This is a genomic window from Streptomyces sp. NPDC054883, assembly GCF_053610645.1.
On record NZ_JBSGYT010000026.1, the window covers coordinates 35,761 to 61,656 of the forward strand.

Sequence of the window (25,896 nt, forward strand, 5' to 3'; positions counted from 1 at the left end):
GCCTACTGCCCCTCCTGGCCGGCCCCGCCGAGGGCTGCGGTGCGCTTCGCCTCCTCGATCGCGAACTCGAAGCCGGCATCCGGGTCGCGCCACAGCTGTTCCGTGGCGATCGCGTGCGCACGCACCCGAGGGTCCGGGTCCGTCATCGCGGCGCCCAGTGCGGGCAACATCACCTCCCCGAGCGCGATCAGCGCCCGGCTGAGGCTCAGCTGCGTCTCGCGGGGGCCGCGCCCGAGCTGCGTCGCCAACACTACGGCCAACTCGGGCTCGTCACCTTCGGGTACGAGCACCACCGCGGCCCGCCAGGCACTCCGGGCCACGTCGTCGTCGGCGTCGGACAGCAGCGCCGGTGTGATCGCGGGCCACGCGTTGCGATCCCCGATCTTGGAGAGGGTGTGCAACGCCTGGCTCCGCGCCTGCCCATGATCCGACCGAAGTCCGTCGATGAGCAGCGGGACCGTCCTCGATGTCGCGTGGCGGGTGAGTGCCCAGGTCAGCATTTCCCTTACCTGGAAGTCGGGTTCGCTCGCGCACCGCTCGATGAGCTTGCCGATGAACCCGGGGTCGGGGCTCGTGCCGGCCACCAGCGCTGCCCGCAGCCGGACCGACGCGCTGTCGTTCTCCAGCCCTTGGAGAACGCGCGCGGTGTTCGCGTCCTCTTGCAACATGGTCATGCGGACCACCTCCTCGGCCACAGTGAAGGCCTTGTCACTGTGTCAAGGTCAACCGGTTCCACGCCGACGGGTGCAGCGGTCTGCGAGGCCGTCGGTCATCAGGGCGAGGGTGAAGTCGAACCGGTCGTGGCCCGCGCCGGAGGTGAGCTCGGCCGCGTGGCGGGCGGTGCGGGGGAAGGTCTCGGCGCCTGGGTGCCGGACTGGACGCGGGCCCGAGGCCGGTCGGCCGGTACGTGTCCGACCTGTGGCTGCGGGACGGCCGCACGAGCGCGTGGGCTGAACCCAGGCCGTCCGGGTCCCGGGGAATGCGACGGGTACCGGCCGGGCCGGAGCATCAGGACGCAGATGTTCCGGCGGCTTCCAGGTCGTCGACCGATGGTCGTGCCCCGTCCGGTGCCGGCCGCGCGGTCGCCAAGGCCCGGGGCTGGGGCCGCAGGGCGGTGGGTCCGCGCCGGCGGCCGTGACGCATCTCACCTTGGAACGCCTGCCATGGCCCTCCACCGGTGGCCGGCCAGGCGAGGGGCCGTTCCGCGGGCCGTTCGGCGGAGGAAGGGGCGGCGAGGGATGACCTAGCCTGGATCGGGCAGCTACGCGAGGCCGGGGAGCCGAGCGCAACGGAAGGGCGCGTCCATGGGCACCACCACCAGCAGTTCCGCACGTCGTCGGCGGGCGGGCTCCGCGGTGGCGGCGGCCGTCCTCGGTCTTCTGACGGCGGCGGTCGCGCCGGCAGCCGCGGCCGCCGACGGCACCGCCGGCCGGCACCCGGGCGCGCATCACGCGGAACCGGACCGGAGCGCCTCCCGGGTCCCGCTGGAGATCTCCCGGCTGGCCCAGGGCCCGGGCCGTGACGTCGCCATCACCATCGACGACGGCCCGGACCCCCGCTGGACCCCGCAGGTGCTCCAGGTGCTGCGGAAGAACCACGTCAAGGCCACCTTCTGCATGATCGGGACCCAGGCGCAGAAGTACCCGGCGCTGGTGCGGGCGGTCGCCGCGGACGGGCACCAGCTGTGCGACCACTCCGTCGACCACGACGTGACGATGGACCACAAGCCCGTGGCGTACCAGCGCCGGCAGATACTCGACGGCAAGGCCATGATCGAGGCGGCCGTGCCGGGCGTCGCCGTCAACTACTACCGGGCGCCGGGCGGTGCCTTCACCCCCGACAGCCGGGCGATCGCCGCGGCGAGCGGGATGCGTCCCCTGGGCTGGAGCGTGGACCCCAAGGACTGGAGCCGTCCGGGCCTGCCGGCCATCTTCGCCGCCGTGGAGGGCGAGCTGCCGCAGCAGCCGACCGTCCTCTTCCACGACGGGGGCGGCGACCGCAGCGAGACGGTCGCGGCGCTGAAGGAGTACCTGCCGTGGCTCACCGCGCGGGGCTACACCTTCACCTTCCCGGCCCGCACCACCCCGTAGGACCGTCGCGGACGGAGCCGGACACAGTGCCGGGCACCGGCGCCGCAGGTGCGTCATGAGGGCACGTGTCGTCCGCGTTGCGCCCGCGCCGCGCGCCGATCCGCTCCCACGGTCCCCCCGCCCGCTTCCCGGGCGGGCCGGGCAGCGCGGCCGGGTCGGTCGGCGGCCGTGTCCGGCAGTGGTCACCTGCTCCTCTTCAAGGCGGCCAGGTCCTTGGCCAGCCCCGTCATCCGGGCGCCCAGCTCGCCGACCTGCCTGGTCAGGTCCGCCGGACTGTGCCGCCGGCCCATGCCACCGTTCCCGTTGGCTGATCCGGATCTCCACTTCCTGCCACGCCGCCAGCACGGTCGACTGCTCGGCGCTGCCGGCCCGAACCGTTCTCCGGCCTTCTTGAAGGCGGTGTCCGCGAACTCCTGGAAGGTGGCCTCCTTGCCGGACGCTCTCGCGGGGGTCCCAGCGCCCGATGCCTGCCGGCCGCCGGATGCCCGCGATGACACGCCACCGGATGGCCCATCCCGGCCCTCGGCGGCGCATCAGGTCATAACGTACGAATATGAAGAAGCGTCATATTCTTTACTGCGCGGGCGCCGCGGTGCTCTGCGCGACGGGGCTCGGCGCCGCGCCGGCCACCGCTGGACCTACGGTCCACGTCGTACGGCCCGGCGACTCGATCCAGCGTGCGGTGGACGCGGCGCGCCCGGGCGACACCGTCCTGCTGACCTCAGGGACGTTCCGCCAGAGCGTACGGGTGACCACCTCCGGGCTCACCCTGCGCGGCACGGGCCCCCGCACCGTCCTCACACCGGCCGCCGGAAGAGCCGCCGACGCCTGCGCCCAGGCCGGGAGCGGGATCTGCGTCGAGGGCGCCGACGGCCGGCCCGTCGAAGGCACCACCGTCGCCTCGCTCACCCTGTCCGGCTTCGCCAAGAACGGGCTCTGGGCCTCCCGGACCGACCACCTGACCGTACGGAACGTCACCGCCGAGAAGAACGGCCAGTGGGGCATCGCCCAGGAGCGCTCCACGCACGGCGTCTTCACCGGCAACACCGCACGCGGCAACGGCGACGCGGGCCTGTTCCTCGCCAACACCGTCGCTACCGAGGCGGGCGCCGCGGACACCCTGGGAACGGTGGTGGAGCACAACCGCCTGCGGGACAACCGCATCGGCCTCACCGTGCGCCGCCTGCGCAACCTCGGCGTCGGGCACAACGACATCACCGCGAACTGCGCCGGGTTGTTCGTCGTCGGTGACGAGAACCTCCCGCGCACCGGCCACATGACCCTGCACGACAACCGGGTGGTGGCGAACAACAAGCTCTGTCCGAAGACGGCCCGGCTGCCCTTCCTCCAGGGCTCCGGGATCGTACTGACCGGCGCCGAGGACACCGAGGTGACCGGGAACACGATCACGGACAACAGCGGCGCTTCCCCGCTGTCCGGCGGCGTCGTCCTCTTCAAGAGCTTCGTGGGCGCCACGAACGAGCGGAACCGGATCACCGGCAACACGCTGCGGGGCAACGCCCCGGCGGACCTCGTCGACGCCAACCTCGGCCGGAGCAACGTCTTCAAGGGCAACTCCTGCGGGGCCTCGAAGCCCACGGGACTGTGCTGACCTACCGCCCGTACCGCACGCACGAGAAAGGGAAGGGCGGCACATGACGACCGCACCCATTTCCGACCCCGCCACGAGGCCGGTGCCCCCGCCGTCCATGCGGCTGCGCGAACTCGTCTTCGGGGCGGCATGCACCGCCGCCCTCCGCGCGGCCGTCCGGCTGGGCGTACCCGACGCCCTCGGGGACGGCCCGATGAGCGTGGCGGACCTCGCCGCCGCCGTGAAGACCGAGCCCAAGCCGCTGCGGCGGCTGCTGCGGGCGCTGTCCTGCTACGGGGTCTTCGCCGAGCAGCCGGACGGGACGTTCGCGCACACCGGCACGTCCCGGCTGCTGCGCGAGGACGACCCGCACAGCCTGCGCGCCATCACCCTGTGGTGCACGGAGCCCTGGACCTGGGCCGCCTGGCCGAAGCTGGACGAGGCGGTGCGCACCAACCGCAACGTCGTCGAGGACCTCTTCGGCAAGGAGTTCTTCACGTATCTGAACGAGGACGCCCCCGAGTCGGCCGACGTCTTCAACCGCGCCATGACCACCTCCAGCCGGCAGTCGGCGCAGGACGTGGCGGAGTTCCTCGACCTGTCGGGGGCCTCGTCGGTCGCCGACATCGGCGGCGGCCAGGGGTACGTGGTGGCGAGCCTGCTGGAGAAGTACCCGGCCATGCGGGGCACCCTGCTCGATCTGCCGCGCGTGGTGGAGAACGCCGATCCGCGGCTGCGGCCGGGAGGGGCTTTGGCCGACCGGGTGCGCATCGTGCCCGGCGACTGCCGGGTGGACATCCCGGTGCAGGCCGACGTGTACATCATCAAGAACATCCTGGAGTGGGACGACGCCAGCACCGCCCGCACCCTGCGCAACGTCATCGCGGCCGGCGGCGCGCGGGCGAGGGTCGTGGTGATCGAGAACCTCGTGGACGACACCCCGTCCATGCAGTTCAGCACCGCCATGGACCTGCTGCTCCTGCTCAACGTCGGCGGGGCCAAGCACACGACCGAGAGCATGGTCGGCAGGCTGAAGGAGGCGGGCCTGGCCGTGAACGACATCCGTCCGGTCAACCCGTACCTGCACGCCTTCGACTGCACCGTGGCGGGCTGAGACCAGTCGGCCGGTTGCCGTACGACGCCGGTCGCCGGGTCCGCGAGGTGCGGGCCCGGCGACCGGTGGCGGAGCGGCGTGCTTCAGGACCGGGAGTCGCGCTCCCAGCGGTAGAAGCAGTGCGCCATGGCGTCCTTCGGCGAGCGCCAGGTGTCGGGATCGTACGCGCTGACGTACGCGGACAGCCGCCGGCTGACGTCGACGAACTCGGGGTGCCCGGTCACCTTGGCGATGGCGGGGCCCGGGTCCTGCTCGGACTCGATGAGGTGCAGGTACACGTCGCCGAACTGGAAGAGGCTGCGCCGGGCGACCCCGACGAGCTGCGGCAGCTCGCCGCGGTCCGAGGCCCCGAAGACCTCGGCGATGCCGGGGGCCGACCCGGGGGCCATACGGGCGACGATCAGTGACTGGTGCATCGGGTTCTCCGTCCGGCTCAGTCGGTGAGCACCTGCGCGGGCCGGCGCTCGGCGGCGGCCTGCTCGATGCGCTCGCGGATCAGGGCCATCTGGACCTTGGAGTTCCGGTTGATGTTGTCCGTCATCCAGTCGTCGTCGACGGGCGCCTCCGGCTTCATGGCGAAGTCCTGCGTCCACACCATCCGGGTGCCCTTCGGCACCTCCTGGTACTGCCAGCGGATGTTCATGTGGGCGAAGGGTCCGGTCTCGACGCGGCGGGCGGTGACGCTGAGCCGGTCGCGGTCGGTCTCGCGCTCGGACACCCAGCTCCACACCGTGCCGTTCTCGTCCGGGTGCATGGTCAGCCGGAAGGTCGTCTTGTTCCCCTCGACGGAGAGGATGTCGGCGGACGCGTACTCGCTGAACAGCTGCGGCCAGTTCGCCACGTCGTTGGTCATGTCCCAGACCAGGTCGACGGGCGCGGCGATGGTGATCTCGTTCTGCGTGTGGCCGGCCACGTCACGCTCCTGCCACGAGGCTGCTGTTGACCAGGTCGAGGAACTGCCGGGGGGTCTTGCAGCGCTCGGCGTCGGTCGGCATCGGCGTACCGTGCCGGTTCTCCAGCTCGCCGACGATGCCGAGCAGCCCGAGCGAGTCGAGGCCGAAGGTGTCGAAGCCGGAGTCGCTGCGCTTTTCGAGCTCGGCGGGGTCGACGGTGACCCCGGCGGCCTTCTTCATGAGTTCGGCCAGTTCTTCCACGGTGATGCGGTCACTCATGGGATTCCTCTCCTTGGGTACGGGGTGCCCCGCTACGGGGCATCCGTGGCGCCGCGCCGGAGCACGAGCGCCGAGTTCGACCCCATCAGGCCCCGGCTCAGGACCAGCGCGGTGCGCAGCTCGGCGGCGCGGGCGCGGGTGGTCACGAGGTCGAGGTCATGGCAGATGTCGAAGATGTTGGGAGTGGGCGGGATGACGCCGTACTCCATGGCCAGCACCGCGGCAGCGGCGTCCAGCACGGGCGCCGCGCAGTAGCCGCGGCCGATGCCGGTCTTGGGTGCGGTGACGGGCACGCGCCTGCCGTGCCGTCCCAGGGCGTCGGCGATGGCGAGTGCCTCGGCGCGGTCGGCCTCGGGGACGCCGAGGGCGTCGGCGAAGACCACGTCGACCTCCTCGGCGGCGCAGCCGGCCTCCGCCAGGGCCCCTTCGATGGCCCGGGCGAGCCCTTCTCGGGACGCCTCCCAGCAAGAGGCGCCGGTGAACGTCGCGGCGTGCCCCGCGACGATGGCGCGCACCGCGGCGCCGCGCTCGCGCGCGCTGTCCTCCGCCTCCACCACGAGCATCGCGCCGCCCTCGGCGGGTACGAAGCCGCAGGCCGCGGAGGTGAAGGGGCGGTAGGCCCGGTCGGGGTCCGGTTCGGTGCTCAGCTCCGGGTAGCCGAGCTGGCAGACCATCGAGTACGGGGCCAGGGGCGCCTCGGTCGAGCCGGCCACGATCACGTCGGTGCCGCGCCGCACGGCCCGCGCGGCGTGCGCGAGGGCGTCCAGGCCGCCGGCCTCATCGGCGGCGACGACCGAGCAGGGCCCCTTGAAGCCCCGGCGGATGGAGATCTGGCCGGTGCTGGCGGCGTAGAACCAGGCGATGGACTGATAGGGGCCGACGAACCGGCTGCCCTTGCCCCACAGCTGCTGCAACTCGCGCTGGCCGAACTCGCCGCCGCCGGAGCCGGCGGCGGTGACCACGCCCACGGAGAAGGGCTCATCGCCGGTGGCGGCCTGTCCGAGCTGGGCGTCCTCCAGGGCGGAGTCGGCCGCCGCCATGGCGAAGTGCGTGAACCGGTCGGTCTGGACGAGGAAGCGCTCCTCGACCGCCGTCGCCGGTTCGAAGGCGCGCACCTCGCCGGCCACCCGCAGCGGCAGGTGGTCGCAGCCCTCGCGGGTGATGCGGCCGAGGACGTTGATGCCTTCCCGGGTGGCCTTCCAGAACGCGTCCGTGCTGAGTCCGTTGGGCGCGATCACGCCGATTCCGGTGACGGCGGCGCGCCGTGGGTTCGGTTGGCTCATCGTGTCCTCTAACCCTTCCGGTTCAGGACCACCGCGGACTGGAAGCCGCCGAACCCGCTGCCCACGGACAGCACGCCGTCCAGCTTGCGTTCGCGGGCGACGCGGGGGACGTAGTCCAGGTCGCACTCGGGGTCCGGCGTCTCGTAGTTCGCGGTCGGGGGTACGACCTGGTGTCGCATGGCCAGGACGCAGGCCACCAGCTCGATCGCCCCGATCGCGCCGAGGGAGTGCCCGACCATGGACTTGATGGAGCTCATGGGCGTGGCATAGGCGTGGTGGCCCAGGGCCCGTTTGACGGCCGCGGTCTCGTGGCGGTCGTTCTGCCGGGTGCCCGAGCCGTGGGCGTTCACGTAGTCGATGGCCGAGCGGTCCATGCGGGCGTGGTCGAGGGCGTTCTCGATGGCCCGGGCCATCTCCAGGCCCTCACCGGTCAGCCCGGTCATGTGGTAGGCGTTTCCGAAGGTGGCGTACCCGCCGACTTCGCAGTACACCTGCGCTCCGCGGGCCCGGGCGTGCTCCAGCTCCTCCAGCACCAGGACCGCCGCGCCCTCGCCCATCACGAACCCGTCGCGGTCGTTGTCGAAGGGCCGGGAGGCGTGGGCGGGGTCGTCGTTGTTGGGCGACGTGGCCTTGATGGCGTCGAAGCAGGCCATGGTGATGGGCGAGATCGGGGAGTCGGACGCGCCGGCGATGCAGATGTCGGCCCGGCCCTCCTCGACCGTGTGGAAGGCGTACCCGACGGCGTCCAGTCCGGAGGTGCAGCCCGTGGAGACGGTCTGGACCGGGCCGCAGGCACCGAAGCGCTCGGCGACCGTGGAGGCCAGGGTGCTGGGCGAGAACGCCCGGTGCAGGTGCGGCTGCGCCTCGCCCGGGTCGACGTCCCAGCGCCGGCCGCCGTGGCTGACCAGTACGTAGTCCTGTTCCAGGCGGGTGGTGCCGCCGACGGCGGTGCCGAGGGAGACCCCGACCCGCCAGGGGTCCTCCCTGGCGAGGTCGATGCCCGCGTCGCGGACCGCTTCGTCACCGGCGGCCAGCGCGAACTGGATGTACCGGTCGGCGCGGGCGACCTGCTCGGCGTCCAGGCCGTGGGCGGCCGGGTCGAAGTCGCACTCGGCGGCGATCCGCGACCGCAGACCTGCCGGGTCGAAGAAGGTGATGCCGCGCGTCGCGGTGCGCCCGGCGGCGAGCAGGTCCCAGAACGCCGGTACTCCGATGCCGCCGGGCGCGACTATGCCGAGGCCCGTGACGGCCACCCGCCGGGTCATGAACGGACCTGGGAGAGGTCGGCCGGCGAGGCGCCGTCCGCGACGGCGTCGGTGCCCTCGGTGTCGACGTGGCCGAGCGGCGGGGTCGGGGCCAGCGGGCCCAGGTGGAAGACGATGCGGGCCTCGGTGTCGCCGACGTTGCGGAACCGGTGGCGCACGTTGATGGGGATCAGGAGCCCCTGCTCGGGCCGCAGCGGATGCGCCACACCGTCCAGGTCCACTTCCAGCCGCCCGCAGACGACGTACACGAACTCCTCGGAATACGGGTGGTAGTGCTCGGCGATGCGGTCGCCGGGCTGCACCATGGCGACGCCCATGAAACCGCTGGTCGAGCCGACGGTGGCGGGGGTGAGCAGGGCGCGCAGATCGCCGCCGCGCCGGCAGTTGGGCTCGACGTCGCCGAGTCCGACGATTCGGGGCTTGGATGTGATCACGACGTTCCTCCGTTGTGTGCCGCGCCGGGCGGGTTGGGCCGCGGTCCGCGTGGTCCGGTCAGGCCTCAGGCGACCGGCGGTCAGTGATGAGTCGCATGCGCGCGAGCCCCAGCAGGCGCGCGAAGTCCTCGCTCCGCAGTGCGGACAGGTCGGCCCCGGGGGCGCCCTCGAAGAGCGTGGTCAGCTCCGCCGCCTCGGCGGGGTCGGCCAGGCCCAGGCAGAGCGCCGGGTCGGCGTCGTCGAGGTCGCCGCGTACGTCGACCAGGCGCACCACGACCTCGTCGCGCTGGAAGATCGTGCTGCGCAGCACGGGGCTGCGCGGGTCGTCGGCCGCCGCCTCGTCGTGCTGGGCGAGCAGCTCGGCCAGCCGCATGCCGCAGTCCGGGCGGGCCTCGTAGTACAGGGCGTGCCGTTCGGCCTCGGGGTGCTCGTGCCCGGCCGTGACGTGGTGCAGGGCGGGCAGGGCCGCTCGGGTGAAGAAGACCCGTGCCGACTCGGGGTCGTTGAGGTCCCGGTCCTGTTCCAGGTAGGGGTTGATGGCCTCCTCGACGGCCCGTACCTCGGGCTGCCGGGCGACGTGGCGCAGCGCCGCGAGCAGGTCGCCCTTGACTTCGACGGCCCGCACCACCCGGTTGCCGTACATGAACAGGGAGGTGCGGCACAGCCGGGTGGTGTCGTCGACCTGCGGCTCGGGCGAGGCGTATCCGGCGAGGATTTCGGCGACGGCCTCCTCGCTGCCCGGCTTGACGGTGAAGGTGAGGGCGTGGCGGACCACACCGTCGCCGATGCGGGGGGAGGTCTGCAGGCGGCGCTGGTCGGGCTTGGTGTCGACGGCCGGGCCGCCGGTCTCCCGTACGACGTGGAAGCGCAGCGACCTGGTGTCCCGGACGCAGCCGTGCAGCGGCGAGACCATCCGTACGTGTTCTTCGCTGTTCACCCAGGCGAGGAAGGGCGGGGCGCTCTCCCATTCGCTGGTGATGAGCCATTGGGATGGATTTTCGATCGACTGGCACAGCTGGTCGCTGACGTGTCCCGGAACCGACGAGACCTGGGTGCAGAGTTGTTCGTACGCCTCCAGGAACTGCTGTTGGGCGCCGTCGTACACATCCACCAGCAGGACGACGCGGAGCCTGGAGCCGTCGAACACGGACTGGGAGACACGTTTCGGCATCTGTCGCTTCTGCGGTTCTGAAACACGTTCAGACGTGGTGGTCATCCTGCGCACATCTCCTTCGAGGGCAGAGGTGGACGCCGGCCGCGGTGTCGCGACGTCAGCGTGTCTCGATCCTGTGCCCGCCCGGGGAAGTGCGCGACCCGCATGAACCACGCGGGTGACGGGCCCGCGGACCCGCTGTCCAGAAGGCGCGGAACTGCCCGCGCCCCATCCCGAACGCCTGCCTCTGGAGGCATCGATGCAGCACGAAGTCGACCACCGGGTTCCGGTCCTCATCGTGGGCGGCTCCCTGGTGGGCCTGTCCACGTCCCTGTTCCTGGGGCGCCACGGGGTACGGCACACCCTGGTCGAGCGGCACGCCGGGACCTCGATCCACCCGCGCGGACGCGGCAACAACGTCCGGACCATGGAGCTCTTCCGGGTGGCCGGCGTCGAGCCGGACATCAAGACCGCGGCGTCGCTGCTGGCGGACAACCACGGCATCCTGCAGACGCCGACCCTCGTGGGCGACGCGGGCGAGTGGCTGTTCAAGGACATCGACCCCGGCGGCGGGCTGGCGAAGTTCAGCCCGACCTCCTGGTGCCTGTGCAGCCAGAACGACCTGGAGCCCGTGCTGCTCGACGGCGCCCGCGAGCAGGGCGGGGACCTGTGGTACTCGCACGAGCTGGTGTCGTTCGAGGAGGACGCGGAGGGCGTGACCGCCGTCGTGCGCGACCGGATCACCGAAGAGCGCCACACCGTCCGCGCCGACTACCTCGTCGCCGCGGACGGCCCGCGCAGCCCGGTCCGGGAACGGCTGGGCATCGGGCAGAGCGGCCCCGGCGACCTCTTCCACAACGTGAGCATCACCTTCCGGTCGCGCCGGCTCGCCGACGTGGTGGGCGACCGGCGGTTCATCGTGTGCTACCTGACCTCCCCGGACGCCGACGGTGCGCTGCTGCCCGTCGACAACAAGGAGAACTGGGTCTTCCACGCGCCCTGGCACCCGGAGGACGGCGAGACCCTGGAGGAGTTCACCCACGAGCGGTGCCAGGATCACATCCGCCGGGCCGTCGGTGTCGCCGACCTCGACGTGGAGGTGACCGGCAAGGCGTCGTGGCACGCGGCGGAGCGGGTCGCCGACAGGTACGGCGCCGGGCGGGTGTTCCTCGCCGGCGACTCCGCGCACGAGATGTCCCCGACGGGGGCGTTCGGCTCGAACACCGGCATCCAGGACGCCCACAACCTGGCCTGGAAGCTGGCCGCCGTGCTGGGCGGCTGGGCCGGGCCGGGGCTGCTGGAGACGTACGACGCGGAGCGGCGGCCGGTGGCGCTGGCGACCAGCGCCCGCGCTTCGGCGCGTTCGGTGGAGCACAGCCACCCCGGCTTCGCGCCGCCGCCGGGGATGGGCGGCGGCCGGCAGGGCGGCATCCTGAACGTCGTGCTCGCCTACCGCTACCCGCAGGGCGCGGTCGTCGGGGCCGACCCGGAGCAGGACGTGGTGCCCGAGGGGGTGCGGCTGACGGGGCAGCCGGGCAGCCGGGCCCCGCACATGTGGCTGCGGCACGGGGAGCGGCGGCTGTCCACGGTCGACCTCTACGAGCGTTCGATGGTGCTGCTCAGCGGGGCGGGCGATGCCGCGGGCTGGCATGCGGCCGCGCGCCGCATCGCGGACGCCGGCGGGGTGCGGCTGGAGGCCTACCGGATCGGTGCGGGCCCCGACGCCGACCTGGTGTACGACGGCCCCGGCGCGCCGGGCGCCGACGAGCCCGCCGACTGGGCGCAGGTCCACGGCACCACGGCCGAGGGTGCGGTCCTGGTGCGCCCCGACGGGTTCGTGGCCTGGCGGGCCGAGGGCGCGGCGGCGGACCCGGAGGCGGCGCTGCGCCGGGCCTTGGCGGCGGTCCTGCGCACGGGCTGAACCTGCACGGGGTGAGGGGGGCGCGTCGGCGGTGTTCACCGGCCGCCCCTCGCGACTACGCGTCCGCGGTGCCCCGGGTCGCCGCCGGGTCGAGGGATTCGATGTCGTCCATGAAGCACCGCATCCGGGCGTTGACCAGCTCAGGGTGGTCGATCTGCGGTCCGTGGCCGGTCGCGGCGACGATCTCGGCGCGGGCGCCGGGGATCAGCCGCGGTACGCGTTCCAGCTGCCGCTTCGGGTGCACGAGCAGGCTGCGCTTGCCCATGATCAGGTAGAACGGCGTCCGGATGGAACCCAGCTCGGCGTCGGACAGCGGCAGCGGGGCGGGGCGGCGGATCCGGAAAGCGCGCACGCCGGCCTGGATCATGGCCCGGAGTTCCGGAACGATGATCACGGGCTGCTCCAGCCAGGCGGCGAGGCGGGGGCGCCACGCCTCGGGGGCGTAGGTGGCGAAGAGGCTGGCGAAGATCCAGACGAAGAAGCGCAGGCCCACCTTCTCCAGGCCCCCCGGGTCGAGAGCGGTGACCGAGGCGAGCCGCTCGGGCCGGCGGTGGGCCTGGTTGATGACCAGCCAGCCGCCGTAGGAGGAGCCGACCAGGTGGACCTTGTCGAGGCCCAGCGCGTCGAGGGCCTCGTCCATCCACTGCGCCGCGCGCTCGGGCTGCCACATGGGCTCGCGCTGCACGCTGCGCCCGGGGTCGCCCGGGGTGTCGAGTGCGTAAACAGGGCGGTCCGCGCTGAGCGCGCGGGTGTTGGGGTACCACTGCGCCGAGCAGCCGCCGGAGCCGTGGATCAGGACGACCGGCGTACGTGACTCGGCCGCCGGATCCGTGGGCCCGTAGCGGTAGACGTGAGTGGTGCCGAAGCTGGTCTCGACGTCCGTTTCCGAGCTGATGGGTGCGCCCTTCGCGTAGAGCACGTCACATGCGGCGAAGTACCGGTCGCGCAGCTCGTCGTTCACGTAGCGGCCGATGTCGCGGCGTGCTCGGGTCAGGTTCTGGGGCACGGGGCACCTCCGGAGAGAGATCCATTCTTCGTGATACGAACGTATCATGACGTTGATACGACGGTACCATGAAGAAGGTCCGGGGCAGCCGGACCGCAACCCACCACCGACAGGCGGAGGCACGGCACATGCCGAAGCGCGTGGACCACGAGGAACGGCGCACCCAGATCGCCGAGGCCCTCATCCAGGTCGCCGGCCGGCGCGGACTGCACGCGGTCGGCATGCGCGACGTGGCCGCAGAGGCCGGAGTGTCACTCCGACTCGTGCAGTACTACTTCCAGACGAAGGAGAAACTGCTCTTCTACGGGCTCCAGCACCTCACCGACCGCTTCACCGCCCGCGTGGGCGCCCGTCTCGCCGCCGCGGGCCCGGACCCGGGCCCGCGGGCCACGACCGAGGCGCTGCTGCTGGCCTCCCTGCCGACCGACGAGGAGAGCCGTACCTTCCACCTCCTCTACACCTCGTACTCGGTCCTGTCCGTGACCGACGAGGCGCTCGCCGCCCAGCCGTTCATCGACAATCCCGACGCCGCGGAGAACGCGCTGACCGGACTGCTTCTCCAGGCACAGGAGACCGGGCTGGCCGATGCCGGCATCGACGCCCGCACCGAGGCGATCAGCCTGTTGGCGATGACGGCGACCATGGGCACCAGCATCCTCGTCGGCCAGCGGACGCCGGAGTCGGCGATCGCGGTACTCCACCACCACCTCGACCGGATCTTCAACAGCGGCCGGCCCGCACCGCCCGCATGACCGCTGCCCGGCCACACCGCCCGGCTGCTGTCGCCGTCCGCCGCAGAGGTGCCGCCAGGCCTGTCCAGGGGTAGGGCCGGCTCGGGCCTGCGTTCGCGGCTGCGGCGTGCTCCGGGCGGCAGGCCCCGTCTCGGGGGCCAGCCGTGGACGCGGCCCGACCGCTCAGGCCTCCGTCGGTTCCCCGGGGATCAGGTGCACTTCGACCGGCTCGCTGCCGGGCTTCCCGCCCGGTCCGGGGCAGGCCGACGCCCGCGCGGCGATCTCCAGGGCCCGGTCCTCGCTCTTGACGTCGACGACCCAGTACCCGGCCAGGATGTGTCCCGCCTCGGCCGGCCCGGCGGTCACCTGCGGCCGCCCGTCGCTCCCCGCCCGCACCGTCTTGACCAGTGAGGGGCCGCCGAGGCCCCGCCCTTCCACCCACTCCCCAGCGGAAGTGAGGTCATTGTTGAGGGCGTTCATGTGGGCGAACATGGCCTCCATGTCGTCCTTGGAATAGGACGACATGACGGCGTCCCACTGGGCGGCGGGCACGTTCATCTGGATCATGTACTTCATGTCCCTCATCCTTCCGGGTGGCTGCCCGGCTTCTCCGGCCGGTCAAGGGGTAGACCGCCGGGCGCCGCGGAACTCATCGGCGCCCGGGCCCCCGCTTCGACGCAGTCCACCGAGGACCGGGTTCGCCCGGTGTCCGCGCCGCTCCTCAGGAGGAGGCGCCGAGGACCTCGTCCTGGTTCGCGAGGACCTGGTGCCAGGCCGCCTCGTGCATGTCGCGGGCGGCCCCGTCGTAGAACCCGGCGTGGGTCAGCCGGACCCGGGTGCCGATCGGGTGGGGGCTGAGCTCGACGGTGACCACCGTCTCGGCTCCCGCCGTGCCGGCCCGGCCCGTCACCCAGGTCAGCTCCACCAGCCGGTCGGGCACCAGCCTCAGGAACCGCCCGTAGTGCGGATACCGGGTCGCGGGAGCCCCCGGTTCCTTCGCGAACTCCGTTTCGAAGAAGAACGGCGCGTTCACCTCGGCCGTCATCACGACCGAGCCCGGCGCCGCGAACCAGCGGTCGAACTCCTCCGTCCACGCCGCGTACAGCGTGTGCTCGGCGGCGATCATCGCGCGCTCGACCGTCAGCCGGTGGGGGCGCTCCGTCAGGTCGGGCAGCCGGATCGGATCAATGGTCATGGCCCCTCACCCTAGTTCCGTGCGGCGCGTGGCGCCGCGCCACGCCACGCCTGGGGGTGTCAGCGGGCGCGGCGGATACGGATCGGACCGCGGGCCTCCGTCGGCTCGACGGGACGGCCGCCCCGGGTGATCTCCACCTCTCCGGAGGCGACCAGCCGCCAGGCCGCACGGCGGGCCGGTTCCATGAGCGCGCGCCATTCGTCGCCGTCCCCTCCGTACACCGCCCGCGCGGCGTCGGAGGGGCAGATGGTGGCGGTCGGGCCACGCCGCTCCAGCAGTTCCAGGATGGCTCGCTCCAAGCGTCGATCCGTCTGCCGCTCGATGTCCGTCACTTCGCCAGTGTCCCACCGGTGACGGGCCTGGCGGCCCTCTCAGCCGGTGTGGAGGATCCGGAAGCGACCGGGTTCCGCCGGGTCCCGGTCAACGACGTGGACGGCCGTCCAGGCCCATTGCCACACGCTGATGCCCGGCGTGCGGGAGAACCGGATCTGCCCGCGGGTGCCCTCGACTGCTGCGCGCGGCCAGGACTCGGCGATCCGCGTCCGGTCCGTGCCGTGGGAACGCAGAGCCGCGGCGAGGACGGTGACCGTGTCGTAGCCCTCGAAGGCGACGAACGAAGGAGCTTCGGCCAACCGGTCGCGGAGGGCCGCCTCGACCCGTGCGCCGAGCGGGCCGAGGCGCGCGGGCAGGTACCGCAGGAACGGGATCGCGGCGCCGTCGCCGCCCAGCAGCGTCGCCCATTCGGCGAACTCCGGTTGCCCGGCCGGGGCACCGATCATGATCTCGGCGAGGCGCGGGTCGCGGCGGACTGACCTGACGACCGACACCGCTGGCTCCGGGTGGCCGACCAGCAGGAGGAGGGCGGTCGCGCGATGGCGGACGAGTGCGTCGCACACGTCCGCCGGGGCGAGCGCGCTCATGTCGAGTTCGATGACGGTGCCACCGCGTGCAGCGAGGCGGTCGCGCAGGATGCGGGCCCCGGACGCCCAGTAGACACCCGGCCCGGTTGCCACGGCGATCCGGCCGTGACCCGTGCCGAGGAGGAAATCCGCGTAGACCCGCCAGCCGTGGGACTGCGCCGGGGCCAGCCGCGCGACCCACTCCGTCGGCCGCTCGGTGAGCGCGTCGAGCACCGCTGACGAGCAGAGGAACGGCAGGCCGAGGGCGTCGGCCCGGGCGGCAGCGGCGCGAGCGACGACGCTGTGGTACTCCCCCGCCAAGGCAGCCACGCCCAGGCCGGCCAACTCGTCCACGGCGGCCACGGCCCTGCGTGGATCAGCGGCGGTGTCCCGGACCACCAGTTCGAGTGGTGTTCCGCCGATCCCACCCGTGTCGTTGACCTCGTGAACGGCCAGCTCCAGTCCGGCGAGCAAGTGCCGGCCCGCCTCGACCCAGCCGGGCCGGGTCAGCGGAACGAGAGCGCCGATCCGGACGGATGAACCGTCAGCCCGCTCCGCGGCGGGTGTGGTTGGTGGCGTACGCATACGTCGGCGTCTCCGTGTCGCGATTCGGTTGCATGCCCGAACCGCGGAGCGGCAAGGGTCGGCCGTACGCGGCCGTCTGGCCGCGCCGTGCCGGGCGCACCGGGGTGACCATGCCGGACATTGCATCCACCACGGTCGCCCAATGGCAACCGATTATCAGCCCGCTGAGCCGATCCCGCCGCGGAGGGAGCGTCTCAGTGGAGGCAGAGGCAGAACGGATGGCCGGCCGGGTCCGCGTAGACCCGCCAGTTGGCCTCCTGGCGGAGCTGGTCGGTCCGCTCCAGCACCGTGGCCCCGAGGGCGAGCGCCCGCTTCTCCTCGGCGTCGAGGTCGTCCACGTCGAAGTCGAGGTGGAGCTGCTGCGGGTGCTGCTGGCCGGGCCACTCGGGCGGTCGGTAGCCGTCCACCCGCTGGCAGGCCAGCGGCGTGCCCTCGAACCCGTGCACCTCCAGCCAGTCGTGATCCTCCGGGTCCGCGACCACCCGGCCGCCGAGCAGCTCCGCGTAGAACTCGGCGAGCCGGACCGGATCGGCGCAGTCCAGCGCGACCGCCTGCAACTTTCGGATCACTTTCCGACACCCCTCGTCCTCGCGCCTTCCCGTACGGGAGCAGTCGTACCCGCTGCCCCAGCGGGCATGCACGGTGGTGTGCCGGTGCGCCGCCGGGCCCCCCACGCCGACAACGGGTCACCAGGCGTCGCGAGTGGCCGTCAGCGGTGGCCGAGCACGTTGACCACCCGTCCGCTCGGGTCGCGGACGAAGAAGCGCCGCACCCCCCACTCCTCGTCCTGCAAGGGGTGGATGATGTCCGCGCCGCTCTCCCTCATGACCGCATAAGCCGCGTCCACGTCATCCACCTCGATGCTCATATCGGGAGCGACGGGCGCGGTCTTGTCGCCGGTCATGACGCTGATCTGCGCTGCCGGGCTGGCCGGGGAGGCGAGGGTCATGATCCAGCCGTGGTTCATGACCTCCTCGAAGCCCAACAGGCCGTAGAACTCCCGGCTCTCCTGCGCGGCCTCCGACCGGATGTTGGGCACGACACGGCGAACGGCCATTGACGACTCCAAGTCAGGATGAACGTGTCCCAATGTCTCCCCAGGAGTTCTACGGCACATCCGCCACCACCGCATGCATCGAATCCGCCGCGTACGAGCCCGGGCACGGGGATAATCGGCGATCGGCCGGTGGCGGATCAGCCGATCGGCTCGTGTCGACTGGGGGACGGAACGTGCGCGTAGGGGTATATCTTGCACACCCTCGACCGGGGAGTTTCAACCACGCCGTGTTCGAAGCGGTGGTGGCGGAACTGCGCGGACGGGGATGCCAAGTGCTGGCGCACGACCTGTGTGCCGAAGGATTCCCACCACAGCTTTCCGCCGCGGAGACGGAGACGGTCCGGTCCGCGTCTTGCGCCCACGACGCGCAGGTGGCCGTTCACCAGGAGGAGGCGGCCACCCTCGATGCCATGGTGTTCGTCCACCCGAACTGGTGGGGTATGCCGCCCGCGGTCCTCGTCGGCTGGGTGCAGCGGGTGCTCGTGCCGGGCGTCGCCTACAAACTGGGTACCGCCGACGGCGAGCCCGTGGGGCTGCTGAGGGCCGGCCGGGCTCTCGTCCTGAACACCTCCGACACGCCCGCGGACCGGGAGGAGAGCGAGTTCGGCGACCCGCTGCAGAGCATCTGGTCGGCCTGTGTCCTGCCGTACGTGGGAGTCGCCGACGTACGCCGGGTCGTCTTCCGCACGGTCACCGACGCGGACGACGAAACACGCGCGGCGTGGCTCGGCGAGGCACGTCGGCAAGCCGCGACGCTGCTGGACCGGGACGTGGTTCCCGAGCCCGGCGACTGAGCCGAGCAGCAGGGGCGGGACGGCATCTGCCCGGGCCTGGAGCCGCTCTCACCACGGAATCGTCACCGCCGCATACGAGAGGTGTAACGGCGCCTGGGCTGAGGTGAATCCGCAGGTCAGGGTGGGCATCCTGGCCAGACCAAGCCAGTACGCCAGCAGCCACGGGGGCTCGTGATGCACATTTCCCGCAAGACCACCCACGCCCGGAGACTCGGCACCTTCGGCCTCGCCGCCACGGCGCTCCTCGCCGCCACGGCCTGCGAGCCGAGCGACGACAAGGCGGGCGCCACCCCGCCGCCGAACTCCACCGCGTCGTCTTCCGCGTCGCCTACCGTCTCCGCGTCCGCGCCGGCCGTCGCCCCGGCCCCGGCGTCACCCACCGCCAAACCCCCCGCCAAGCCCTCCGCGTCCTCTTCCGCGCCGGGCCGTCCGGGCGAAGCCGAGGGCGACCCGAAGGGCATCGACGGCAACTGTCCGGACGACTACACCGAGGTCAAGGTGGAGTGGGCCGTACCGCCCGCCAAGGACGACTCGAAGCTCCTGTTGACCGTCACCAACACCAGCACCGAGCCGTGCAAGCTGCGGAGCTATCCGGTACTCCGGCTGGAGGACGGCCACGGCCGGCTCGTGGGGGCCTTCGAGAACTCGAAGCCGCAGACGGAGGTGACGCTCGCCCCCGGCAAGGACGCGTACGCCGGACTGCTCCTGCGCCAGAGCAACAAGGACGTCAGCACCCTGGTGAAGAACCTGGCGCTCGCACCGCACGGCCAGCGCCCCGACAACAGCACGGGCGAGGGTGTCCTCCTGCAGATGCCGAAGGGCGGCGTGTACGTGGATGACAAGGCCCGCGTGACGTACTGGAACAGCAGCTCGGAAGCCGCCGCGACCCCGCTGTTCCCCCACTGACGGGGCCGCCTGACGACGGATGTGAAGAGGTCCTCCTCCGCCCCTCCGCGGAGGGGACCCCCGGACCGGGCGGCCTGCATCCTCGGCGTTCGCGGCTGCCGCGGCAGCGCCCACAGCAGGACCGGGAACGCGGCGAGCCGTTCCATGCCGCCCATGCCGAGGCCGAGGTAGCGGCCGGACAGGAAGACGCCGAGCGCCACGACCGCGGTGGTCCCGGTGGGGCGGCCCGCCGGAGAGGCCGTCGCGAGCCCTGCGTTCTCACGGGCAGGGGGAGGCCGAAGAGGCCTTCCAGGACCCCCGGCAGCGTGCGCCGCGCGTGTTCTTCGCCCACGGCGCCCGGAGCAGGCGTCCCGGCCGGCAACCGGCAGGCCGGCCTTCGGCTACGGCGGCTGTCACTTCCGCGGCCACGGCCGGGTCCCGGCGACGCCGTCACGTCGGCGGGCGCCTCCGCGGACCACGGCATCGCGGTCGAGGCGTTCCTCGCGAAGCAGCCCCCGACCCGGCGCGGTGTCGGGCCGGAAACCGGTGCGACGCCGCGGCCCGTCCCCCCGGGCGGGCCGCGACGTCTGCTTCGGGCCGGATCTCTCCGGGTTACGCCGCCGGGTACCAGACGGTCCCGTTGCCGCCGTGCTTGGCGAGGGTCGTCTCGATGATGCTGCCGGGCTGGAAGTAGCGCGGGTGCTGTTGCAGGAAGCCCGAGAAGGAGTCCAGGGACGTCGCGTCACAGACGCCGTCGGTCTGGATGCAGAAGCGCTGGACCGGGACGCCGGGGAACTCCTCCGGTCCGGTGCCGGGCGAATAGGCCACGAACGGGATCAGGACTCCCTGGGGGACGAGGTGCCAGAATCCGGTGCCGGGCTGCATCGGGTCGGAGTAGAGCATGCCGTCGACCTGCGAACGGGGCACTTCGGTGCCGTTGTTGGCGATCGTCTGGAGCAGCAGGTCGCCGACCCAGGCGCCCTGGGAGTAACCCGCGATGGTGAAGTGCGCCGCGGGGTCGGCGCGGTAGGTGCTCTCCAGTGCGGCCAGGGCGTTCCAGTAGCCCTGGTTCACGCTGTCGCCGAAGCTCGGGGTGCCCCAGGGGGCCGGCTGTTCGTTGTGGCTCCCGACGAACGGGCCGCCGCTGGCCACGTAGCAGACGGGAACCGCGATGCCGCCGTCCAGGTGCTCGTTCGCGGCCGTGAAGCTGCTGGTGCACTGGGGCGCGTCCGCGGCCGCGCCGGTGCCGCCGATCTCGATGTAGTAGTGGTGCACCGGGTCGGCGTGTGCGGCGGGCGGCACGACGGCGGCTGCGGCCAACAGCAGTGCCGTCGAGGCGATCACGGACTTGAGTCGGCGGGCGAGCCTGCTCGGCTTCGTGGTGGGCATCTGGCGGTCATCTCCTCGGTCGGGCCGGACACCGCCGCACCGGATGCGGCGGCCGGTGCCCATCTTGGTGTTCGTGCTGGTCGGCGGACCATGTCAGCGACCGGCCATATATGGCCGGTCACCGGCGTACGGGGTTCCGCCCGGCATTTGACGGGGCATCGGTCACGGATGGCAGGACCACGGGCGGGTGAGAGGCAGGCAAGTGACCAACCGGTTCGGCGCGTTGCTCCGCGGGTTGCGGCTCGAGGCGGGGATGACCCAGGAGCAGTTGGCCGAGCGGTCCCGGCTGGGGGTGCGCACCATCCACCGGCTGGAGACCGGCAAACCCACCGATGCCCGGTTGGGAACGGTGAAACAGGTCGCGCACGCGCTGGCCGACGCGTTGCGGCGCGACCGCGACGGCGTCTGGACGGAGCTGCTGGCCGCCCACCGGGGCACCGGCAGTGCCGCCGAGGACCCCCTCGCGACGCAGATTCCAGAACCCCGGCCAACGATCGGCCCCGAGCCCGTACCGGCCCGTCCGGCCCGGCCCGGCACACTGCCGCCGTCGCACGGGCCCCTGGCCGAGGCCGCCGATTCGCTGGCCCTCGATGTGTACGGCCGCTGCATCCGTGAGGAGGAGCAGCGCCGCATCCACGACCCGTTCCCGCTGCCCGTGCGCTGGCGCCCGGCGCCGCAGGAGCTGTTGGACCACGGGGAGAGCATCCGCGGCACCCCGCTCGGGACCGTCTCCGGCCCGCTGTCCCTCGACGGCGGCCCGGTGGACATCGCCGACGTCTACCGGCGGGTGCGCTCGGGACGGCTGCTGGTGCTCGGCCGGGCCGGCTCCGGCAAGACCGTCCTCGTCCTGCGGTTCGTCCTCGACTATCTGGTCAAGCGCTCCGAGGACGAGCCCGTGCCGGTGGTCTTCGGCATCGGGTCCTGGGATCCGACCCTCACCACGCTGCGCGACTGGCTGATCTCCCGTCTGCTGCGCGATCACCCGAACCTCGACGCGCGCGCCCCCGGCGGCTCGACACTGGCCGCCGCCCTCGTGGACGCCGGGTGGATCCTGCCGGTGCTCGACGGGTTGGACGAGATGGCCACCGGCCTCCTCGGCACGGCCCTGCGGGAACTGAACACGAGCTCACTGCCCCTCGTCCTGAGCAGCCGTACGCAGGAGTTCGGCGAGGCCGTGGCGGTCGAGGTGCTCCGCAAGGCCGCCGGCATCGAGCTCCTGGACCTGACCACCCGCGACCTGGTGCACTACCTGCCCCGCACCGCGCGCCCGACCGCTCCGGCGGACCGGGACGGACGGGCCCCCACCGTGTGGGATCCCGTCCTGGAACGGCTGCGCACCGCCCCGGACGAGGGGGCCGGCGCCAACCTCGGGAAGGTGCTGAGCACTCCGCTGATGGTCCTGCTCGCCCGGACCGTCTACAGCGACACCCCGGCCCGGGACCCGGCCGTGCTGCTGGACACGGCCCGTTTCCCGACCACGGAGTCCGTGGAGGACCATCTGCTGGCCGGCTTCGTGCCGACCGTGTACCGCCGCCGCCCCGTCACCGCGCCCGGTGGGCGCCCCCCGTACCGGCCCCGTACCTGGGACCCGCACCGCGCCCGGCACTACCTGGGCCACCTCGCGGGGCACCTGGACCGGCCGGGGCAGCGCGAACGCCAGGACCTGGCGTGGTGGCAGCTGCGCGACTCCCTGCGGCTGTCCTCGCGGGTCGTGGCCGTCGTCCTCGCCTGCTCGCTGGTCACCGGTATCGCCGACTGGCTGGTCTTCCCGGCCAAGAACCTGGCCGCCGGTCACAGTGCCGCGTTCGCGCTGGGCGCGGGCCTGCTGGACGCGCTGCTGTTCGGCCCTGCCGTCGGGCTCGCCTTCGGACTGGTCTACGGACTCCTGTGCGCGTTCCGGATCAGGGCCTTCGAGCCGTCCCGGGTACGGATGCGCCTGCCCGGCCGCGGCCGCCGGTCTGGAGCCGCCGACGGCCCGGCCGCGCGCAGGTTCGCCACGCTGTTCTCGGCCGGACTGCTGGGCGGCTTCGTCATGGGCGTCGGCTGCGGGCTCGGCTTCACCACCGGAGCCCTCCTGACCAACGGCCGTTTGACGGTCAACGCCGTGGTGATGGAGGCGACGCTCGTCAACTCGTTGGTGTACGGGCTCGTTTTCGGGTTGGCGGGAGGCCTGGTGCTCGGGCTCGTCGCGACCCTGGAGGTCCCCCTCGATCTCGGCTCCGCCGCCACCCCGGTGGACCTGCTGGCCGTCAACCGCAGCATCGTGGTGCGCCAGACCCTGTTCCTGGTGCCCATGCTCACCTTGGTGATCGCTTTCGGCGGCCGGCTGATCACCGAACTCCTGCAGGGAGTCCTCGGTCCCCTCACGTGGCCCATGGCCGACGGCCTCGCGCTCGGCGCCGTCGGCGGCCTGGCGGGCGCGCTCTCGTACGCACTGGCGTTCACGGCATGGGGTCAGTGGGTGCTCCTCGCCCGTATCTGGCTGCCCCTCACCGGCCGCCTCCCCTGGGCGGTCGTCGCCTTCCTCGACGACGCCTACCGCCGCGGTGTCCTGCGCCAGGTCGGCGCCGTCTACCAGTTCCGCCACGCACGCCTCCAACGCCACCTGGCCACGGCGTCCGCCGACTGAGGACCGCCCGGCCGCGCGGCCGTGTCACGGCGGGCCCGGTCCGCCTACTTGGACTCGACCCGTCCGAGCGGGTCGGAGCCGGCCGTCAGCGCGGCACGCGCTGCCTGCCAGGAGGAGTCCCCGGCATGGAGCGCGGTGCGGAGGTAGGCACCGGTGAGCTGCCCGACCGCGGCTACCCGGGCGGGGTTCTCGTCCGTGGTCTCGGCGACGTCGTATCCGGAGATCCCGCCGAGCCCGTGCTCCGCGTCGAACAGGGTGAGCAGGGACTTGGGGGCCGGGGCGAGGGCGTACGGATCGGTGTGCCAGGCCGGGCCGCGGACCGTCAGATGGGTGGAGGAGTCCTTGTCGCCCGCGACCACGAGCGCGGGTGTCGTCATCGTGGAGAAGTCCGTGGTCGAGAGGAACGGATAGTTCTCCGCCACGAATTCCGTGAGGGAGCCGCCCCCGCTGCCGGGCGCGGCGAGCAGCACGCCGGCCCGGATCCGGGGTTCGGTCAGGTTCACTTCCGTTCCGTCGTGCGGATCGGTGAGCCTGGCGCCCAGGAGCAGGCTCGCGGTGTGCCCGCCCATGGAGTGCCCGGCAACGGCGATCTTGCTGCGGTCCAGTCGGCCGGAGAGCTGCGGCACGGCGGCTTCGATCAGGTCGAGCCGGTCGAGGACGAGCTTCATGTCCTCGGCCCGCGAACGCCAGAACAACGGCGCCCCGGGGGTGTCCGGGCCGAGGTTCAGGGTGGTCGAGCTGAGGTGGGTGGGCTGGATCACCACGAAGCCCTGCGCCGCCCAGGAGTTGACGAGGGGGGCGTATCCGTTCAAGGAGGAGAGGTTGTTCGAGAAACCCTGTCCGTGCGAGAGGAGGATGACGGGCAGGTCGCTCCCGGTGACGGGCATGGAGGTGCGCACCTGGAGGTCCACGGCCCGGCCGGGGGCCCGCAGGGTGACCGGGCCGACCGAGAGGACGGGGGTGGATGCGGTGGCGGTGGCGGTGGCGGTGGTGTGGATCGAGTCACTCATGACGCATATTTCCCTTCCGTGGCCCCTGCTGCCGGTTTCTTGCTGTGGCCGGCGGCGCATGAGGCGGTTGGGTGGCGCGCTTCGGCTAGAATCGAAGCGGAACGTTGTTCCGTTAAAGTTACGGAACACTGTTCCGCTTTGTCAACGACGGCCGGAGGAGAGCGTGGTGCCCACAGCGAGGGAGTCAGGAGGGCCGTCGGCCCGGGGCAAGCGGGCCGACGCGCTGCGCAACCGGCAGACGCTGCTCGACGCCGCCGCCGCGGTGTTCGTCGCCTCCGGGATCGACGCGCCGATCCGCGAGATCGCGGCGAGGGCCGGCGTCGGGCTGGGCACGATCTACCGGCACTTCCCGAACCGGGCGGATCTGGTCGTCGCCGTCTACCGCCACCAGGTCGACGCCTGCGCGGAGGCCGGCCCGGCCCTGCTGGGCAGCGCCGCGCCTCCGCTGGAAGCGCTGCGGCAATGGGTCGACCTCTTCGTCGACTTCCTGGTCACCAAGCACGGACTCGCCAACGCGATGCAGTCCGACAGCAGCGGATTCGCCGCGCTGCACACGTACTTCCTCGACCGCCTCGTGCCCGTCTGCGGCCAGTTGCTCGACGCCGCGGTGGACGCCGGTGAGATCAGGGCCGGTACGCAGGCGTACGAACTGATGCGCGGCATCGGCAACCTCTGCATCGGGCGGGACGGCGATCCCCGGTACGACCCCCGACGACTGGTCGAACTACTGCTGCGGGGACTGGCGTCCAAGTAGCGGACGGGCTCGGCGGCCATTGCACGACGGGCGCTCGCAGAACGAGCACATCACTTCATGACGTAAACTATCCAGGTCCTTAAGCATCGCGCGCCCGCCTGGGCACCACCGGAGGAAGGGTCGGACATGAACCCCGCCCAGCACGGCGCCGCCGTCGCAGCCGAGACCGCCGAGTTCGTCGCCACGGTCGCGGCGGCCGACCTCTCCACCCCGGTGCCGACCTGCCCCGGCTGGACCCTCGCGGACCTCACGCAGCACGTCGGCAGCGTGCACCGCTGGTTCACCGAGCTGCTCCGCCGCCGGATCCAGCAGCCGCCGGCCAGCCGTGAGGTGGACCTCCGCCTGCCGGCGCAGCCGGACGGGCTCCCCGGCTGGCTGGCCGAGAGCGCGAGCGAGGCCGCCGAGGTGTTCGCCGCCACCGACCTGGACGCGCCGATGTGGGCCTGGGGCGTCGACCAGCACGCCCGGTTCTGGGTCCGGCGCATGCTGTTCGAGACCCTGGTCCACCGAGCCGACGCCCAGCTCGCACTCGGGCTCGCACCGCACATCGACCGCGAACCGGCGGCCGACGGCATCGACGAGTTCCTCACCAACCTGCCGTTCGCATCCCCCTTCGCGCCGCTGACCACCCAGCTGCGCGCCCCGGACCGGACGATCCGCTTCACCTGCACGGACGGCGACGGCGACTGGCTGGTCGGCCTGCGCCCCGACGGCTTCGCCCTGCTGGCCGAGCCCGGCCCGGCCGATGCCACGGTCCGCGGAACGGCCGCCGACCTGCTGCTGCTCCTGTACGGCCGCCTCGACCACCGCAGCGGCGCCTTCCAGCTGTCCGGCGACCCGGACCTGCACACCCACTGGTTCACCCACTCCGCCTTCTAGGCCCGGGCCACCGGCCACCGCGAGGCGGTCGGTACCCGGTACGCGCGCACGCGGCCGGCC

At 72.4% G+C, this 25,896-nt stretch carries 27 protein-coding genes; 10 read left to right on the top strand and 17 right to left on the bottom strand.

The genetic code is table 11. From position 1 onward, the window contains the following. Positions 1 to 2: 2 nt before the first annotated feature. On the bottom strand, positions 3 to 674 hold the full coding sequence (locus tag ACWGH1_RS20100) for a HEAT repeat domain-containing protein (RefSeq protein ID WP_453354329.1): 672 nt from the start codon (positions 672 to 674) through the stop codon (positions 3 to 5). Between the two features lie 630 nt (positions 675 to 1,304). On the opposite strand from ACWGH1_RS20100, the gene ACWGH1_RS20105 reads away from it, so the two are divergent. The 3 genes from ACWGH1_RS20105 to ACWGH1_RS20115 all read left to right on the top strand — a co-directional run bounded on the left by ACWGH1_RS20105 (position 1,305) and on the right by ACWGH1_RS20115 (position 4,795). Beyond that, the gene (locus ACWGH1_RS20105) at positions 1,305 to 2,090 is read left to right on the top strand and encodes a polysaccharide deacetylase family protein (RefSeq protein ID WP_453354330.1); all 786 of its coding nucleotides are present in this window, start codon (positions 1,305 to 1,307) and stop codon (positions 2,088 to 2,090) included. A 553-nt stretch (positions 2,091 to 2,643) separates the two neighbouring features. Further along, complete coding sequence (locus ACWGH1_RS20110) at positions 2,644 to 3,702, top strand: right-handed parallel beta-helix repeat-containing protein (RefSeq protein WP_453354331.1); 1,059 nt, start codon at positions 2,644 to 2,646, stop codon at positions 3,700 to 3,702. Between the two features lie 43 nt (positions 3,703 to 3,745). Further along, entirely contained in the window at positions 3,746 to 4,795 is a 1,050-nt protein-coding gene (locus ACWGH1_RS20115; RefSeq protein ID WP_453354332.1) for a methyltransferase, read from the top strand. Between the two features lie 83 nt (positions 4,796 to 4,878). Here ACWGH1_RS20115 and ACWGH1_RS20120 read toward each other — a convergent pair whose 3' ends face one another. The 7 genes from ACWGH1_RS20120 to ACWGH1_RS20150 are packed head-to-tail and all read right to left on the bottom strand — an operon-like array spanning position 4,879 to position 10,165. Next, complete coding sequence (locus ACWGH1_RS20120) at positions 4,879 to 5,211, bottom strand: TcmI family type II polyketide cyclase (RefSeq protein WP_453354371.1); 333 nt, start codon at positions 5,209 to 5,211, stop codon at positions 4,879 to 4,881. Positions 5,212 to 5,228: 17 nt separating this feature from the next. Continuing rightward, the gene (locus tag ACWGH1_RS20125; RefSeq protein WP_453354370.1) at positions 5,229 to 5,708 is read right to left on the bottom strand and encodes an SRPBCC family protein; all 480 of its coding nucleotides are present in this window, start codon (positions 5,706 to 5,708) and stop codon (positions 5,229 to 5,231) included. Between the two features lies 1 nt (position 5,709). Beyond that, positions 5,710 to 5,967 carry an acyl carrier protein gene (locus ACWGH1_RS20130; RefSeq protein WP_453354369.1) on the bottom strand — a complete coding sequence of 86 codons (258 nt, stop codon included), beginning with the start codon at positions 5,965 to 5,967 and terminating at the stop codon, positions 5,710 to 5,712. Positions 5,968 to 5,999: 32 nt separating this feature from the next. After that, a complete protein-coding gene (locus tag ACWGH1_RS20135; protein WP_453354368.1) occupies positions 6,000 to 7,250 on the bottom strand; it encodes a ketosynthase chain-length factor in 1,251 nt (416 codons plus the stop codon). An 8-nt stretch (positions 7,251 to 7,258) separates the two neighbouring features. Next, a complete protein-coding gene (locus tag ACWGH1_RS20140; RefSeq protein WP_453354367.1) occupies positions 7,259 to 8,515 on the bottom strand; it encodes a beta-ketoacyl-[acyl-carrier-protein] synthase family protein in 1,257 nt (418 codons plus the stop codon). Beyond that, entirely contained in the window at positions 8,512 to 8,949 is a 438-nt protein-coding gene (locus ACWGH1_RS20145) for a cupin domain-containing protein (RefSeq protein WP_453354366.1), read from the bottom strand. The genes ACWGH1_RS20140 and ACWGH1_RS20145 overlap by 4 nt, the downstream gene beginning before the upstream one ends. A 58-nt stretch (positions 8,950 to 9,007) precedes the next feature. After that, on the bottom strand, positions 9,008 to 10,165 hold the full coding sequence (locus tag ACWGH1_RS20150) for a SchA/CurD-like domain-containing protein (RefSeq protein WP_453354365.1): 1,158 nt from the start codon (positions 10,163 to 10,165) through the stop codon (positions 9,008 to 9,010). A gap of 196 nt (positions 10,166 to 10,361) precedes the next feature. On the opposite strand from ACWGH1_RS20150, the gene ACWGH1_RS20155 reads away from it, so the two are divergent. After that, positions 10,362 to 12,023 (top strand): FAD-dependent oxidoreductase, encoded by a 1,662-nt coding sequence (locus ACWGH1_RS20155; RefSeq protein ID WP_453354364.1) that lies wholly within the window; start codon positions 10,362 to 10,364, stop codon positions 12,021 to 12,023. 55 nt (positions 12,024 to 12,078) lie between these two features. Here ACWGH1_RS20155 and ACWGH1_RS20160 read toward each other — a convergent pair whose 3' ends face one another. After that, the gene (locus ACWGH1_RS20160; protein WP_453354363.1) at positions 12,079 to 13,029 is read right to left on the bottom strand and encodes an alpha/beta fold hydrolase; all 951 of its coding nucleotides are present in this window, start codon (positions 13,027 to 13,029) and stop codon (positions 12,079 to 12,081) included. 128 nt (positions 13,030 to 13,157) lie between these two features. On the opposite strand from ACWGH1_RS20160, the gene ACWGH1_RS20165 reads away from it, so the two are divergent. Beyond that, entirely contained in the window at positions 13,158 to 13,781 is a 624-nt protein-coding gene (locus tag ACWGH1_RS20165; RefSeq protein WP_453408868.1) for a TetR/AcrR family transcriptional regulator, read from the top strand. Between the two features lie 162 nt (positions 13,782 to 13,943). Here ACWGH1_RS20165 and ACWGH1_RS20170 read toward each other — a convergent pair whose 3' ends face one another. From ACWGH1_RS20170 to ACWGH1_RS20195, 6 genes are all read right to left on the bottom strand, one after another. Beyond that, on the bottom strand, positions 13,944 to 14,336 hold the full coding sequence (locus tag ACWGH1_RS20170; RefSeq protein ID WP_453357359.1) for a YciI family protein: 393 nt from the start codon (positions 14,334 to 14,336) through the stop codon (positions 13,944 to 13,946). 145 nt (positions 14,337 to 14,481) lie between these two features. After that, positions 14,482 to 14,955, bottom strand: a complete 474-nt coding sequence (locus ACWGH1_RS20175; RefSeq protein WP_453357358.1) for an SRPBCC family protein — start codon at positions 14,953 to 14,955, stop codon at positions 14,482 to 14,484. Between the two features lie 59 nt (positions 14,956 to 15,014). Then, a complete protein-coding gene (locus tag ACWGH1_RS20180; protein WP_453357357.1) occupies positions 15,015 to 15,287 on the bottom strand; it encodes a DUF3253 domain-containing protein in 273 nt (90 codons plus the stop codon). A gap of 39 nt (positions 15,288 to 15,326) precedes the next feature. After that, a complete protein-coding gene (locus ACWGH1_RS20185; protein WP_453408869.1) occupies positions 15,327 to 16,439 on the bottom strand; it encodes an ABC transporter substrate-binding protein in 1,113 nt (370 codons plus the stop codon). A 194-nt stretch (positions 16,440 to 16,633) separates the two neighbouring features. Further along, the gene (locus ACWGH1_RS20190; RefSeq protein ID WP_453356680.1) at positions 16,634 to 17,008 is read right to left on the bottom strand and encodes a VOC family protein; all 375 of its coding nucleotides are present in this window, start codon (positions 17,006 to 17,008) and stop codon (positions 16,634 to 16,636) included. A 140-nt stretch (positions 17,009 to 17,148) separates the two neighbouring features. Next, positions 17,149 to 17,496, bottom strand: coding sequence for a VOC family protein (locus ACWGH1_RS20195; protein WP_453356679.1), 348 nt, complete (start codon positions 17,494 to 17,496; stop codon positions 17,149 to 17,151). A 32-nt stretch (positions 17,497 to 17,528) separates the two neighbouring features. Here ACWGH1_RS20195 and ACWGH1_RS20200 point away from each other — a divergent pair, with 32 nt between their 5' ends. Next, a complete protein-coding gene (locus tag ACWGH1_RS20200) occupies positions 17,529 to 18,290 on the top strand; it encodes an NAD(P)H-dependent oxidoreductase (protein ID WP_453356678.1) in 762 nt (253 codons plus the stop codon). Between the two features lie 174 nt (positions 18,291 to 18,464). After that, a complete protein-coding gene (locus ACWGH1_RS20205) occupies positions 18,465 to 19,196 on the top strand; it encodes a DUF4232 domain-containing protein (protein WP_453356677.1) in 732 nt (243 codons plus the stop codon). Positions 19,197 to 19,787: 591 nt separating this feature from the next. Here the strand turns inward: ACWGH1_RS20205 and ACWGH1_RS20210 are convergent. Further along, positions 19,788 to 20,564 (bottom strand): PE-PPE domain-containing protein, encoded by a 777-nt coding sequence (locus ACWGH1_RS20210; RefSeq protein WP_453356186.1) that lies wholly within the window; start codon positions 20,562 to 20,564, stop codon positions 19,788 to 19,790. 202 nt (positions 20,565 to 20,766) lie between these two features. On the opposite strand from ACWGH1_RS20210, the gene ACWGH1_RS20215 reads away from it, so the two are divergent. Further along, positions 20,767 to 23,193 (top strand): helix-turn-helix domain-containing protein, encoded by a 2,427-nt coding sequence (locus ACWGH1_RS20215; protein ID WP_453356187.1) that lies wholly within the window; start codon positions 20,767 to 20,769, stop codon positions 23,191 to 23,193. A 44-nt stretch (positions 23,194 to 23,237) separates the two neighbouring features. Here ACWGH1_RS20215 and ACWGH1_RS20220 read toward each other — a convergent pair whose 3' ends face one another. Further along, positions 23,238 to 24,203: an alpha/beta hydrolase family protein gene (locus ACWGH1_RS20220; protein WP_453356188.1), complete on the bottom strand. Its 966-nt coding sequence runs from the start codon at positions 24,201 to 24,203 to the stop codon at positions 23,238 to 23,240. Between the two features lie 166 nt (positions 24,204 to 24,369). On the opposite strand from ACWGH1_RS20220, the gene ACWGH1_RS20225 reads away from it, so the two are divergent. Continuing rightward, positions 24,370 to 24,957, top strand: coding sequence for a TetR/AcrR family transcriptional regulator (locus ACWGH1_RS20225; protein WP_453408870.1), 588 nt, complete (start codon positions 24,370 to 24,372; stop codon positions 24,955 to 24,957). Between the two features lie 126 nt (positions 24,958 to 25,083). Next, a complete protein-coding gene (locus ACWGH1_RS20230; protein WP_453408871.1) occupies positions 25,084 to 25,836 on the top strand; it encodes a maleylpyruvate isomerase family mycothiol-dependent enzyme in 753 nt (250 codons plus the stop codon). Positions 25,837 to 25,896 lie beyond the last annotated feature (60 nt).